This is a genomic window from Burkholderia sp. FERM BP-3421 (assembly GCF_028657905.1).
GTDB lineage: Bacteria > Pseudomonadota > Gammaproteobacteria > Burkholderiales > Burkholderiaceae > Burkholderia.
Window position 1 is genome coordinate 2,889,270 of record NZ_CP117781.1, and the last position, 13,230, is coordinate 2,902,499.

At 69.4% G+C, this 13,230-nt stretch carries 13 protein-coding genes; 3 read left to right on the plus strand and 10 right to left on the minus strand.

The annotated features are described in order from the left end of the window. The first annotated feature begins 21 nt into the window (after positions 1 to 21). A complete protein-coding gene (locus tag Bsp3421_RS15575) occupies positions 22 to 837 on the plus strand; it encodes an isocitrate lyase/PEP mutase family protein (RefSeq protein ID WP_273996825.1) in 816 nt (271 codons plus the stop codon). Between the two features lie 85 nt (positions 838 to 922). On the opposite strand, the gene Bsp3421_RS15580 is transcribed toward Bsp3421_RS15575, so the two are convergent. After that, a complete protein-coding gene (locus tag Bsp3421_RS15580; protein WP_273996826.1) occupies positions 923 to 1,807 on the minus strand; it encodes a LysR family transcriptional regulator in 885 nt (294 codons plus the stop codon). A gap of 129 nt (positions 1,808 to 1,936) precedes the next feature. On the opposite strand from Bsp3421_RS15580, the gene bla reads away from it, so the two are divergent. Beyond that, positions 1,937 to 2,815 (plus strand): class A beta-lactamase, encoded by an 879-nt coding sequence (gene bla, locus Bsp3421_RS15585; protein WP_273996827.1) that lies wholly within the window; start codon positions 1,937 to 1,939, stop codon positions 2,813 to 2,815. Between the two features lie 10 nt (positions 2,816 to 2,825). On the opposite strand, the gene Bsp3421_RS15590 is transcribed toward bla, so the two are convergent. Both Bsp3421_RS15590 and Bsp3421_RS15595 read right to left on the minus strand, forming a co-directional pair. Next, the gene (locus tag Bsp3421_RS15590; RefSeq protein WP_273996828.1) at positions 2,826 to 3,128 is read right to left on the minus strand and encodes a TFIIB-type zinc ribbon-containing protein; all 303 of its coding nucleotides are present in this window, start codon (positions 3,126 to 3,128) and stop codon (positions 2,826 to 2,828) included. A gap of 80 nt (positions 3,129 to 3,208) precedes the next feature. After that, a complete protein-coding gene (locus Bsp3421_RS15595) occupies positions 3,209 to 3,955 on the minus strand; it encodes a TerC family protein (protein ID WP_273996829.1) in 747 nt (248 codons plus the stop codon). Positions 3,956 to 4,063: 108 nt separating this feature from the next. On the opposite strand from Bsp3421_RS15595, the gene Bsp3421_RS15600 reads away from it, so the two are divergent. Continuing rightward, a complete protein-coding gene (locus Bsp3421_RS15600; RefSeq protein WP_273996830.1) occupies positions 4,064 to 4,945 on the plus strand; it encodes a LysR family transcriptional regulator in 882 nt (293 codons plus the stop codon). Positions 4,946 to 4,976: 31 nt separating this feature from the next. On the opposite strand, the gene Bsp3421_RS15605 is transcribed toward Bsp3421_RS15600, so the two are convergent. The 7 genes from Bsp3421_RS15605 to phbB form a co-directional block, all read right to left on the minus strand. Next, positions 4,977 to 5,561 (minus strand): SCO family protein, encoded by a 585-nt coding sequence (locus Bsp3421_RS15605; protein ID WP_273996831.1) that lies wholly within the window; start codon positions 5,559 to 5,561, stop codon positions 4,977 to 4,979. After that, entirely contained in the window at positions 5,548 to 6,027 is a 480-nt protein-coding gene (locus Bsp3421_RS15610; protein ID WP_337995265.1) for a hypothetical protein, read from the minus strand. Before Bsp3421_RS15610 ends, Bsp3421_RS15605 begins: the two co-directional genes overlap by 14 nt. After that, positions 6,027 to 8,423, minus strand: a complete 2,397-nt coding sequence (locus Bsp3421_RS15615) for an RICIN domain-containing protein (protein WP_337995266.1) — start codon at positions 8,421 to 8,423, stop codon at positions 6,027 to 6,029. The genes Bsp3421_RS15610 and Bsp3421_RS15615 overlap by 1 nt, the downstream gene beginning before the upstream one ends. 157 nt (positions 8,424 to 8,580) lie before the next feature. Beyond that, positions 8,581 to 9,168: an SCO family protein gene (locus tag Bsp3421_RS15620; RefSeq protein ID WP_273996832.1), complete on the minus strand. Its 588-nt coding sequence runs from the start codon at positions 9,166 to 9,168 to the stop codon at positions 8,581 to 8,583. Then, positions 9,155 to 9,628: a hypothetical protein gene (locus Bsp3421_RS15625; RefSeq protein WP_337995267.1), complete on the minus strand. Its 474-nt coding sequence runs from the start codon at positions 9,626 to 9,628 to the stop codon at positions 9,155 to 9,157. Before Bsp3421_RS15625 ends, Bsp3421_RS15620 begins: the two co-directional genes overlap by 14 nt. Continuing rightward, positions 9,628 to 12,018 (minus strand): RICIN domain-containing protein, encoded by a 2,391-nt coding sequence (locus tag Bsp3421_RS15630; protein WP_443111458.1) that lies wholly within the window; start codon positions 12,016 to 12,018, stop codon positions 9,628 to 9,630. Before Bsp3421_RS15630 ends, Bsp3421_RS15625 begins: the two co-directional genes overlap by 1 nt. 190 nt (positions 12,019 to 12,208) lie before the next feature. Then, positions 12,209 to 12,955 (minus strand): acetoacetyl-CoA reductase, encoded by a 747-nt coding sequence (gene phbB / locus Bsp3421_RS15635; protein ID WP_273996833.1) that lies wholly within the window; start codon positions 12,953 to 12,955, stop codon positions 12,209 to 12,211. Positions 12,956 to 13,230: the final 275 nt, after the last annotated feature.

Sequence of the window (13,230 nt, forward strand, 5' to 3'; positions counted from 1 at the left end):
CTTCACCCCAAGGAGACACGCATGACCCGCACCATCGCCGAAAAACGCGCCGCGTTCCGCGCGCTGCACGCCTCCGGTTGCTTCATGTTGCCGAACCCCTGGCACATCGGCAGCGCCCGCTACCTGGAAAGCCTGGGTTTCAAGGCGCTCGCCTCCACCAGTTCCGGCCTCGCGTGGTCGCTGGGCCATGCCGACAACCACCTCACCCGCGACACCGTGCTCGCGCACCTGCGCGCGCTCGTCGCCGCGACCGACCTGCCCGTCAACGCCGATTTCGAGAACGGCTTCGGCGCCGATCCCGATGCGCTCGCCGACAGCGTGCGGCTCGCGGTCGATACCGGTGTCGCGGGCCTGTCGATCGAGGATTCGACGGGCGCGCCCACCGCGCCGCTGTTCGCGCTCGACGTCGCGGTCGAACGCATCAGGGCCGCGCGGCACGCGATCGACGCGGCGGGCGGCGACGTGCTGCTGGTCGGCCGCGCGGAGAACTTCCTGGTCGGCGCGCCGGACCTCGACGACACGATCAAGCGTCTCGCGGCCTACGCCGAGGCGGGCGCCGACGTGCTCTACGCGCCCGGCATCCGCACCCGCGAACAGATCGAGGCCGTGGTCGCCGCGGTCGCGCCGAAGCCGGTGAACCTGCTGATCGGCTCGCCGTCCGAATTCACGCTGCAGGACGTCGCCGCGCTCGGCGTGCGACGCGTCAGCGTGGGCGGCGCGCTCGCCCGCACCGCATGGGGCGGCTTCATGCGCGCGGCGCAAGGGCTCGTCGAGGGCCGCTTCGACGCCTTCGCCGACGGCGCGCCGCACGCCGACCTGAATCGCATGTTCCAGTAAGCCCCGCCGCGAACGCGGAGCGCGACGCCGCGCGCGCGTCCCGCGTTCGCGGCCGGCGGCTTCGCCGCGCCCGGTGCCCGCGCCGTCACGCCACCGCCCGCGTCCCTTCCTCCGCCTCGGCGACGATCCAGTCATGAAACAGCTGCATCGCGGGCGACATCGCGCGCGAACGCAGCCACACGAGCCAGTAGCCGCCCGTGCGGATCTCGACCTCGAACGGCCGCATCAGCACGCCCGCCTGCAACTCGCGCACGAACATCGCGGGCGGCGCCAGCGCGACGCCCGCGCCCTGGATCGCCGCCTCCACCATCAGGCGCGACGAATCGAACACGGGGCCGTTGAGCGGCCACGGCGCAAGCTCCGCCGCCGCGAACCAGTTCAGCCATTCGTCCGCGCGATACGAGCGCAGCAGCGTCTCGCGCTCCAGCGCGGCCGGCGTGTCGAGCCGTTCGGCGATCTCCGGCGCGCACAGCGCCGTGAGCGGCGCGTCGAGCAGGAAGGTGCCGTGCGTGCCGTGCCAGGTGCCCTCCCCGAAGCGGATCGCGAAATCGAGCCCTTCCGCGGCAAGGTCGACGAGATTGTTGTGGGTCAGCAGCCGCAGCTCGACGAACGGATGCGTCTGGCGAAACCGACGCAGGCGAGGCATCAGCCAACCTATGGCAAAGGTGCCGACCACGCCGATCGTCAGCACCTCGTGGAAATGCCCGCCGTCGAACTGCTTGAGCACCGTCTCGATCCGGCTGAACGCGTCGCTGAGCACGGGCAGCAGCGCGCGGCCCTCGTCGGTGATCCCGAGACCGCGCGGCAGGCGCTTGAACAGCGTGCAGCCGAGCCGCTCCTCGAGCTGCCGCACCTGCTGGCTGACGGCCGCCTGGGTCACGCGCAGCTCCAGCGCCGCACGCGTGAAGCTCAGGTGCCGCGCCGACGATTCGAACGCCCGAAGCGCATTCAGAGGAAGATGGGGTCGCATATCGGTCCATTAGATTTTCTTTTGCTTGCCGGTAATTATCGTCGTTTGCAAGCATTTCGAAAAGGACCGATAGTCCTGATGCGCCGGCGCCGTCGCACCCCATCCACCCGATCGAAAGAGAGCCTGCTCATGACTCACTCCCCGCTCCGCCGTACGCTGCTGCTGGCCGGCAGCGCCGCGCCGCTCGCGTTCGCCCTGCGCGCCCATGCGGCCGACACCGCCGCCTCGTCCGCCCCCGCCGTCGCGCGCCTCGCCGCCCTCGAGCGCAAGGCGGGCGGCCGGCTCGGCGTCTGCGCGCTCGATACCGCGAACGGCGCGCTCCTGGGCCACCGCGCCGACGAGCGCTTCCCCCTGTGCAGCACCTTCAAGCTGATGCTGTCCGCGGCGGTGCTGGCCCGCGCGCAGCACGAGGCCGGCCTGCTGGAGCGGGTGATCCGCTACGACAAGCGCGACCTCCTCGATTACTCGCCGATCACGGAACAGCACGTGGGCGCGGGCATGACGGTCGCGGCACTGTGCGCGGCGACGCTGCAGTACAGCGACAACGCCGCGGCGAACCTGCTGCTGAAAGTGCTCGGCGGGCCGGCCGCCGTCACCGCGTTCGCGCGCTCGATCGGCGACGCGACGTTCCGGCTCGACCGCTGGGAACCGGAGCTGAACAGCGCGCTGCCGGGCGACCCGCGCGACACCAGCACGCCGAGCGCGATGGCGCGCAGCCTGCGCGCGCTGCTGGTCGACGATGCACTGCCGCCCGCGCAGCGCACGCAGCTGCGGGATTGGCTGCTCGGCAACACGACGGGCGACAAGCGCATCCGCGCGGGCGTGCCGGCCGGCTGGCGCGTGGCCGACAAGACCGGGACCGGCGCGCGCGGCACCGTCAACGACATCGGCGCGCTGTGGCCGCCCGAGCGGCAGCCGGTGCTGCTCGCGCTCTTCTACACGGGCGGCAAGGGCGGCGACGCGATCCTCGCGGACGCGGCCCGCATCGTCGCCGGCGCGCTCGGCTGACGCGCCGCGCTCAATCGAAGTCGAACAGGTCGAACAGCGATTTCTTCTTGCGGTAACCGGAATGCGCATGGCCGCCGTCGCGCGGCGCGCTTCCGCGCTGGCCCCAGTCGTCGTGGCGCGCGGCCGAGGGCGAGGGCGAGGGCGCGCGCGCCGCGTCGCGCCCGGCGGGCCGCGCGTCATCGGCGCGGGCGATCAGCTTGTCCAGTTCGCCGCGGTCGAGCCACACGCCTCGGCAGGCGGGACAGTAGTCGATCTCGATGGCCTGGCGCTCGGTCATCAACAGGTCGGGGGTCTTGCAGGCCGGACATTTCATCGTGACGCTCCTTGCGACAGCGGGTTGCCTTCGATCGTGCGAGGAAAAAGCCGCCGCCCGTCGCGGGCGGCGGCACGCGCTTACTCCGCGCCGGAGCGGCGGCGCTTCGCGCGCCGCGCCAGCATGTTCATCCCTTCGACGAAAGCCGAGAACGCCATCGCCGCGTAGATATAGCCCTTCGGCACGTGCGTCCCGAAGCCTTCCGCGATCAGCGTCATGCCGATCACGACGAGGAAGCTGAGCGCGAGCATCACGATGGTCGGGTTGCGGTCGATGAAGCGCGCGAGCGGCTGGGCCGCGAACAGCATCACCATCACGGCGGCGATCACCGCGACGAACATGATCGGGACGTGTTCCGTCATGCCGATCGCCGTCACGATGCTGTCGATCGAGAACACCAGGTCGAGCATGATGATCTGGCTGATCGCCGCCCACATGCCCAGGCCGACCGCGCCGCTCGCGCCGCCCGCCGCGTCGCCGTCGCGCGACACGTGGTGATGCATTTCGCGGGTCGCCTTCCAGACGAGGAACAGGCCGCCCGAGATCAGGATCACGTCGCGCCAGGAAAACGCATGGTCGAACAGCGAGAACACCGGTTCGGTCAGGCGCGCGATCCACGCCACCATGCCGAGCAGCGCGAGCCGCATCACCAGCGCGAGCGCGATGCCGATCCGCTGGGTGCGGGCGCGCTGCGCCTCGGGCAGCTTGTTGCTCAGGATCGAGATGAAGATCAGGTTGTCGATGCCCAGCACGACCTCCATCACGACGAGCGTGAGCAAGGCCGCCCAGACGGCGGGGTCGACAGCGAGTGCGAGCAGGTAGTCCATGAGGATGCGCGGGGTTCAGGTCGAAAGACCCGATGATGCACGCATTTTCGTTTCGAAAAAATCAGCGATAATCAGATCTTTGATTCGGTTTTTCCGAAGTTAACCGCCATGCTGAACTTTCGCCATTTGTATTACTTCTGGGTGGTCGTGAAGGAAGGCGGCTTCGCCCGCGCGGCCGAGCGGCTGGATATGGCCGTGCAGACCATCAGCGCGCAGGTGCGCGAGCTGGAAAAAGCGCTCGGGCACCCCTTGCTCAAGCCCGCCGGACGCGGCGTGACGATGACCGACGCCGGCCAGGCGGCGTTCGCACGGGCGGAAGAGATCTTCCAGCTCGGGCGGCTGATCCCGGACGAGGTCCGCGAGGCATCGAGCGGCGCGGTCGCGCGGCTCGCGGTCGGGCTGTCGGACGGGATCTCCAAGCTGGCCGCGCATGCCCTGCTCGCGCCCGTGCTGGATACGCCCGCGCTGCGGCTGCTGTGTCACGAGGGCGAGCACGAGGAACTGCTCGGCGAACTGGCGCTGCATCACCTCGACCTGGTGCTGGCGGGGCAGCCCGCGCCGTACAACGCGAACCTGCGCGTGACGAGCGAGCGGCTCGCCGAATCGCCGGTCGACTGGTACGGGCCGGCCGCGCTGGTCACGCGCGCCGCGCGCGCCGGCTTCCCCGGCAGCCTCGCCGCGCTGCCGGTCCTGCTGCCGACCACGCACTCGCCGCTGCGCGCGCGGCTCGACCGCTGGCTCGAAAGCGTCGGCGTGCGGCCGCGCATCGCCGGCGAATTCGAGGACAGCGCGCTGATGGCCGTGTTCGCCGCGCGCGGGCTCGGCGTGTTTCCGCTCAGCCAGCTCGGCGCGGGCGACGCCACGCTGCTGCGCGACCTGCGCCCGCTCGGGCGCGCCGAGGGCGTGAGCGAGGAAATCCACGCGATCCGTTCGCGGCGCGGCCAGCATCATCCGCTCGCCGCGCGCGTGGTGGAGGCCGTGCGCGCTTGAACAGGGCGCGCCGCGGCGAAGAACCCGCCCGCTACCCGAGCATCGACACGATCGATTCGGCCGACGGCAGTTCATAGGTCCGCCAGACCAGCCGCCCGTCGCGATCGATCACCTGCACCTGCGTGCTGTGATTGTCGAGCCCCGTCGTGCCTCCGCCGAACAGCCGCTGGACCGCATCGACGTTGCTCAGCGACGGCGCGGCCGCCACCCAGCCGGGCCGCGCATCGAAGCGCCCGAGCCACGCTTTCATGCGCTGCGGCGTGTCCGAGAGCGGATCGATGCTCAGCGACAGCAACTGCACCTCGGCGCGCCGCCGCGAACCCAGCAGCGCCTGCACACGCTGAAACACCGCGCCCTGGATCGGACAGGTCGCCGAACATCCCGTGAAGAACAACTGCAACGCCGTCACGCGTCCGGCCAGCAGCGCCTGAAGACGCGTCTCGCGTCCGTCCGCCGTGCGCACCGGCCAGTCCGGCACCGGCACGGGCGGCGCGATGCGGCCGCCGTGATAGCTGAGCGGCGCATCCTGCGCGCGGCCGAGCACGGGCCAGGCCGCCGCCGCGAGCGCGGCCGCGCACAGCGCGCGACGGCGCGCGCGCGAATCAGGAGCGTCCATCGGATCCCTCGGTCAGGAAATGCCAGAGCGCCGCGCAGTCGCGCGCATCGACGTGGTAGCGGGGCATCTGGACGTTGATCAGTACATAGGAAGGGTCGACGCCGTCGCGCAGCAATGCGCAGAACGCGTCGCGGTCATAGCGGCTCGGCGGACCGCCGCGCCGGCTCTGCCAATCGACGAGCCAGCCGCGCGACAGGCGCGGCGCGATCGAATTCGCCACCGCTGCCCCGCCCCCCGCCGCATGACAATTCGCGCACCGCACGACCGCCGCCGGCAGATCGGACGGATGCGAGGCGAGCCGGGCCTGCAGCGGCGCGGCCCCGGTGAACAGCGCCCGTCCGCGCGCGGCGTCGCCGCTCGGCGACGGCTCGGGCGCCGCCCGCACGGCAATCGCGGCAACCGCCGCCGTCAGCGCCAGCGCCGCGCACAGCGCGACGCCCGCGCGCTTCACGGTAGATCGCCGCATCAGTTGATCCGGATTGCTTTCGACACGCTCGGCACGCCGTTTGCGTCGAGCGCGAACAGCATGTAATAGCCGGGCAGCACGACACCGGCATCGGTCGGGATCGTCAGCTGGTAGGCCGTGCCGCTCGACGCCGCGATCGCGAGCGGAATCCGGCGCTGGTCGTTGTTCGTCGAATGCGTGACCGAGGCCATCCGCATCAGAGTGAACGACGCGACCGCACTCTGCGTCGACACCGCGATCGTCGCGCCGCGCGCGGCGCTCGCGGGAACCGACACGATCGCCGGGCGCGCGGCCGGCGTGCCGTCCGCATTGAGCAGGTAAGGCGGCGTCAGGATCTCCGCGTTCAGGTGGTTGGCCGCGCAACCGGCGCCGCATTGGCCGCCGCCGCCGACGAACACGCGCCCGTCCGCCATCAGGATCGCCGTGCTGTGATAGGTGCGCGGCGTCTGCATCGGCTTGAGCAGGTTGAAGCGCTGCGTGACCGGATCCCAGATCTCCGGCACCATCACGGCGCTCGTGTCGGTGAACGGCTGCGGCACGCTCTGGCCGCCAACGAACACGATGTTGCCGTTCGGCAGGACCACGCTGTTCGCGAACGCGCGCTGGTAGGTCATGCCGTTGATGCGTTTCACGCCGACCGTCTGGTTCGGGCCGCGCGTGATGTCGATCAGGTAGACCGCGTTCGACGCATAGGTCGGCGTCGCGCCGTTCTGCTGATACGACTTCGCGCCGCCCGCCTTCAGGATCAGGCCGACGTCGTACAGCGACGCGGTGCCGTTGATCGCGTACGGATCGACGCCGCGCTTGCCGGCCGACTGGATCGCGCCGCTGCCGCCCGTCGAGATCCAGTTCATCTGGGCGCTCGGCCCCGCATGGAACACGCTGCCGTTCGCCTGCGCGAACAGCCACAGGTGGTTGTCGCCGCGATAGATGCCCTGCGGATCGGGGCCGACCACGTTGGCCTCCGGCACGCCCGGCAGCACTGTCCAGCGTCCGCCGTCGGTCCAGAGCTCGGCGCTCTTGCCGCCCTGGCCGCCGCTCCACGAGCCGCCCAGCGTCAGCACCGCGCCCGTCGACAGCAGCGTATCGCCCTGGTAGCCGCGCGGAATGTTCATCATCGCGGCGGCACTCCAGGTATTGGTCGACCAGTCGTAGAGCGTCGTCTTCGGGCTGCTGTCGCCGCCGTTCACGAGCAGGCGCCCGTCCGGGAGCATCGAGGTGCCCGGGCAGAACATGTCGGAACCGGCCGAGGTTTCGAGGTACTGCGTGGCCGTATTGGTGGCCGGATCGAACACCGCCGTCTGCGTCTGGGTCGCCTTGGTGCCGACGTCGTTCTGGATACCGAAGCTGTCGGCGGCCGACCACATCACGAGCTTGCCCGCCGGCGTGTTGGCGAGGCCGATCGGATTCACCGGCAACGGCAGCACCGGGCTCCACGCGGACGGCAGCGTGACCGGGAACGTCTGCGGCAACGCAAGCGTGAACTGGTCGTTCAGGACGCCTGCGCCCTGGCAGGGATACTGGATCAGCGGTGCGCCGTCGGCATTCGAGCCGCCGCTGACGTTCGCGCACATCCCGCTCGCCACCGACACCAGCCGGTAGCGGCCGCCCACCGGCAGGACCGTCCATTGGTCGTTGGTCACGGTATCGCCCTGGCAGGCATACGGAATCAACGGCGTGCCGCTCGTGCGGCTGCCGCCGGACACGTTCAGGCACTGGCCGGTGCGCTGCGACACGACGTGGTAGCCGCTGCCCGCCGGCACGAAGCTCCAGGCCGTGCTGCCCTGGTTGTCGCACGCGCCCTGCGTGACGGCGTTGCCGTTCACGACCATGCAGCGGCTGCTGCCGGCCCCCACGACGTTGGTGGCCGCCTGCACGGGCAGGTAGAGGTTGAACTGGTCGCTGGTCGACGAGGCATCCTGGCAGCTGGACTGGATCACGGGCGCGCCGCTGGCGGTCGAGCCGCCGTTCAGGTTCACGCACAGGCCGTTCACCGCGGAAACGATCCGGTAGCTGGCGCCGACCGCGACGAGCGTCCATTGATCGTTGAGCACGCTGCTGCCCTGGCAGCCGTACTGGATCAGTTGCGTCCCGTTCGCGCGCGAGCTGCCCGGCACGTTCAGGCACTGCCCCGTGCCTTGCAGGACGATGTGGTAGCGATTGCCGACCGGCACGAACGCCCAGGTCGTATTGGCATTCCCCGAGCAGGAAGTCTGGATGATGCCGGCCCCCGCGGTCGACGCGTTGCCCGCGCTCGACAGGCAGAGCCCGCTGCTCGCGGACACGATATCGGTATAAGACGGTCCGCCGGCCGCGCGCGCGCCCGTGGACAGGAACAACAATGCACAGCCAAACGCAACCAGCCAGGCCCACACCCGGCGCCAATCGTATCTCATGAGCCACCCCGTAGCTTATTGGAATGACCAGCATTAATACGGTAAGCCCGGAGTCCTTACTGTTCGTTACATGACCGTCCGTGATGCGGCTCGACGCAACGTCGTTTCCGGTATGTACTGAATTAACGATGAGTCGGCCGGATCCGCCGTGGTCGCGCTATCGCCCGAGCATCGACACGATCGATTCGGCCGACGGCAGCTCATAGGTCCGCCAGATCAGCCGCCCGTCGCGATCGATCACCTGCACCTGCGTGCTGTGATTGTCGAGCCCCGTCGTGCCTCCGCCGAACAGCCGCTGGACCGCATCGACGTTGCTCAGCGACGGCGCGGCCGCCACCCAGCCGGGCCGCGCATCGAAGCGCGCGAGCCACGCTTTCATGCGCTGCGGCGTGTCCGAGAGCGGATCGATGCTCAGCGATAGCAACTGCACGTCGGCGCGCCGCCGCGAACCCAGCAGCGCCTGCACGCGCTGAAACACCGCGCCCTGGATCGGACAGGTCGCCGAACATCCCGTGAAGAACAACTGCAACGCCGTCACGCGTCCGGCCAGCAGCGCCTGAAGACGCGTCTCGCGTCCGTCCGCCGTGCGCACCGGCCAGTCCGGCACCGGCACGGGCGGCGCGATGCGGCCGCCGTGATAGCTGAGCGGCGCATCCTGCGCGCGGCCGAGCACGGGCCAGGCCGCCGCCGCGAGCGCGGCAGCGCACAGCGCGCGACGGCGCGCGCGCGAATCAGGAGCGTCCATCGGATCCCTCGGTCAGGAAATGCCAGAGCGCCGCGCAGTCGCGCGCATCGACGCGGTAGCGGGGCATCTGGACGTTGATCAGTACATAGGAAGGGTCGACGCCGTCGCGCAGCAATGCGCAGAACGCGTCGCGGTCGTAGCGGCTCGGCGGACCGCCGCGCCGGCTCTGCCAATCGACGAGCCAGCCGCGCGACAGGCGCGGCGCGATCGAATTCGCCACCGCTGCCCCGCCCCCCGCCGCATGACAATTCGCGCACCGCACGACCGCCGCCGGCAGATCGGACGGATGCGAGGCGAGCCGGGCCTGCAGCGGCGCGGCCCCGGTGAACAGCGCCCGTCCGCGCGCGGCGTCGCCGCTCGGCGACGGCTCGGGCGCCGCCCGCACGGCAATCGCGGCAACCGCCGCCACCAGCGCCGCGCACAGCGCGACGCCCGCGCGCTTCGTGATTCGCCGCCGCATCAGCTGATCTGAATCGCTTTCGACACGCTCGGCACGCCGTTTGCGTCGAGTGCGAACAGCATGTAATAGCCGGGCAGCGCGACACCGGCATCGGTCGGGATCGTCAGCTGGTAGGCCGTGCCGCTCGACGCCGCGATCGCGAGCGGAATCCGGCGCTGATCGTTGTTCGTGGTGTGCGTGATCGACGACATCCGCATCAAGACGAACGACGAGACTGCCCCCTGCGTCGACACCGCGATCGTCGTGCCGCGCGCGGCGCTCGCGGGGACCGACACGATCGCCGGACGCGTGGCCGGCGTGCCGTCCGCATTGAGCAGATAGGGCGGCGTCAGGATCTCCGCGTTCAGGTGATTGTTCGCGCAACCGGTGCCGCATTGGCCGCCGCCGCCGACGAACACGCGCCCGTCCGCCATCAGGATCGCCGTGCTGTGATAGGTGCGCGGCGTCTGCATCGGCTTGAGCAGGTTGAAGCGCTGCGTGACCGGATCCCAGATCTCCGGCACCAGTACGGCGCTCGTATCGGTGAACGGCTGCGGCACGCTCTGGCCGCCGACGACCACGATATTGCCGTTCGGCAGGACCACGCTGCTCGCGAACGCGCGCTGATAAGTCATGCCGTTGATGCGTTTCACGCCGACCGTCTGGTTCGGGCCGCGCGTGATGTCGATCAGATAGGCCGCGTTCGACGCATAGGTCGGCGTCGCGCCGTTCTGCTGATACGACTTCGCGCCGCCTACCTTCAGGATCTGGCCGACGTCGTACAGCAACGCGTTGCCGTTGACCGAGAACGGATCGACGCCGCGCTTGCCGGCCGACTGGATCGAACCGCTGCCGTTCGTCGAGATCCAGTTCATCTGTGAGCTGGGCCCCGCGTGGAACACGCTGCCGTTCGCCTGCGCGAACAGCCACAGGTGGTTGTCGCCGCGATAGATGCCCTGCGGATCGGGGCCGACCACGTTGGCCTCCGGCACGCCCGACAGCACCGTCCAGCGACCGCCGACGGTCCAGAGATCGGCGCTCTTGCCGCCCTGGCCGCCGCTCCACGAGCCGCCCAGCGTCAGCACCGCGCCCGTCGACAGCAGCGTGTCGCCCTGGTAGCCGCGCGGAATGTTCATCGCCGCGGCGGTACTCCAGGCGTTGGTCGATGCGTCGTAGAGCGTCGTCTTGGCGCTGCTGCTGCCGCCGTTCACGAGCAGGCGCCCGTCCGGGAGCATCGCGGTGCCCGGGCAGAACATGTCGGAACCGGCCGAGGTTTCGAGATACTGCGTGGCCGTATTGGTCGCCGGATCGAACACCGCCGTGTACGTTTGAGTTACGTTGCCGCCGTCGTCGCCCTGGTAACTGAAGGGTTGATAGGCCGACCACATCACGAGCTTACCCGCCGGCGTATTGGCGACGCCGATCGGATTCACCGGCAACGGAATCACCGGGCTCCACGCGGACGGCAGCGTGGCCGGGAACGTCTGCGGCAACGCAAGCTGGAACTGGTCGTTCAGCGTGGTCGCGCCCTGGCAGGGATACTGGATCAGTGGTGCGCCGGCGGCATTCGAGCCGCCGCTGACGTTCGCGCACATCCCGCTCGCCACCGACACCAGCCGGTAGCGCCCGCCCACCGGCAGGACCGTCCATTGGTCGTTGGTCGCGTTATCGCCCTGGCAGGCATACGGAATCAACGGCGTGCCGCTCGAGCCCTTGCCGCCGTACACGTTCAGGCATTGGCCGGTGCTGGACACGACGTGATAGCCGCTGCCCGCCGGCACGAGGTTCCAGGCCGTGCCGCCCTGGTTGTCGCACGCGCCCTGCGTGACGGCGCTGCCGTTCGCGATCATGCAAAGACCGCTGCCGGCTCCGACGATGTTGGTGGCCGCCTGCACGGGCAGATAGAGGTTGAACTGGTCGTTGGTCGTCGAGGCGCCCTGGCAAGCGTACTGGATCAAGGCTGCGCCGTCGGCGGTCGAGGCGCCGCTCACATTCACGCACAGGCCGTTCTGCGCGGAGACGATCCGATAGCTGGCGCCGACCGCGACGACGGTCCATTGATCATTGAGTGCGCTGCTGCTCTGGCAGCCGTACTGGATCAGCTGCATCCCGCTCGCACCCGTACCGCCCGGCACGTTGAGGCACAGGCCCGTTCCCTGCAACACGATGTGATAGCGATTGCCGACCGGCACGAACGCCCAGGTCGTATTGGCGTTCCCCGAGCAGGAAGTCTGGACGATGGCGGCCCCGGCGGTCGACGCGTTGCCCACGCTCGACAGGCAGAGCCCGCTGCTCGCGGACACGATATCGGTATAAGACGGTCCGCCGGCCGCTCGCGCGCCCGTGGACAGGAACAAAGCACAACCAAGCACAGCCAGCCAGGTCCACACCCGGCGCCAATCGTATCTCACGGGCCACCCCTTCGTTTTTTGAAATAACCCGAATTAATACGGTAGGGCCGGAGTCCTCACTGTTCGTTGAATTACCGTGTTCGACAAGTTCAGAAAGTGTGGCAATTCCCGTCGTGCATCCGATGCGGGTCGCATCCCCGGTGGCGACCCGCATCGGACATTCCGCATCGGCCGTATGCGCCCGTGCTCCTCAACGCATGTGCATGCCGCCGTTGAGCGCGACGTCCGCGCCCGTCATGAAGCCCGCGTCGTCCGAGCACAGATAGGCGATGAACGACGCGATCTCCTCCGGACGCCCGAGCCGGCCCACCGGAATCTGCGGCAGGATGCGCTGCTCGAGCACGTCGCGCGGCACCGACTCGACCATCGCGGTGGCGAGGTAGCCCGGCGACACCGTGTTGACGGTCACGCCGTGGCGCGCCGTCTCGAGCGCCAGCGCCTTCGTGAACCCATGCAGGCCCGCCTTCGCGGCCGCGTAGTTGGTCTGGCCGAACGCGCCGCGCGAGCCGTTCACCGAGCCGATGTTGATCACCCGGCCGAACTGGCGCTCGACCATCCCCGCGATGAACGGTTTCGTCATGTTGAACAACGCATCGAGATCGGTGCGCAGGACGGTGTCCCAATCGCCCTTCGTCATCTTTGCGAACGTGACGTCGCGGGTGATGCCCGCGTTGTTGATCAGCACATCGACTTGCCCGAAATCCTTCAGGACCTGTTCCGCGCAACGCTCGCACGCGCTGAAATCACCGACGTCGACCGCATACGTGCGGAACTGGCGCCCCGCATCGCGCTCGTGCATGAGCCAGGTCGCCACGTGATCGTTGTGGGCCGAGTGCGTCACCGCCACCGCGAACCCAGCGTCGTAAAGCCGGCGGCTGATCGCCGAGCCCAGACCGCCCATACCGCCCGTCACCAAGGCCACGCGTTTCGTCTGCATTCTGTTCTCCCGGGGTCCGCCCGCCTCGCGCCTTCGTCGCGCGGCGGGCATCGATTGAGAAACGATGCGGGCCGGCCGCCGCGACATCTCGCGTCGACAGCCGGCCCGCCCATGCGCTGCACTGTAGGCACCGGGGTGCGGCGGCGCTTGACACATGTCAAGCGCGTGACAAACCGCGCTAGGCCCCGCCACGCGGGCTCGCGCACAATGAAAGATTGCCCGTCGTCGAGACGGTGCGCGCAACAATCACCCCGCCGTACCTTCACACACTGTAG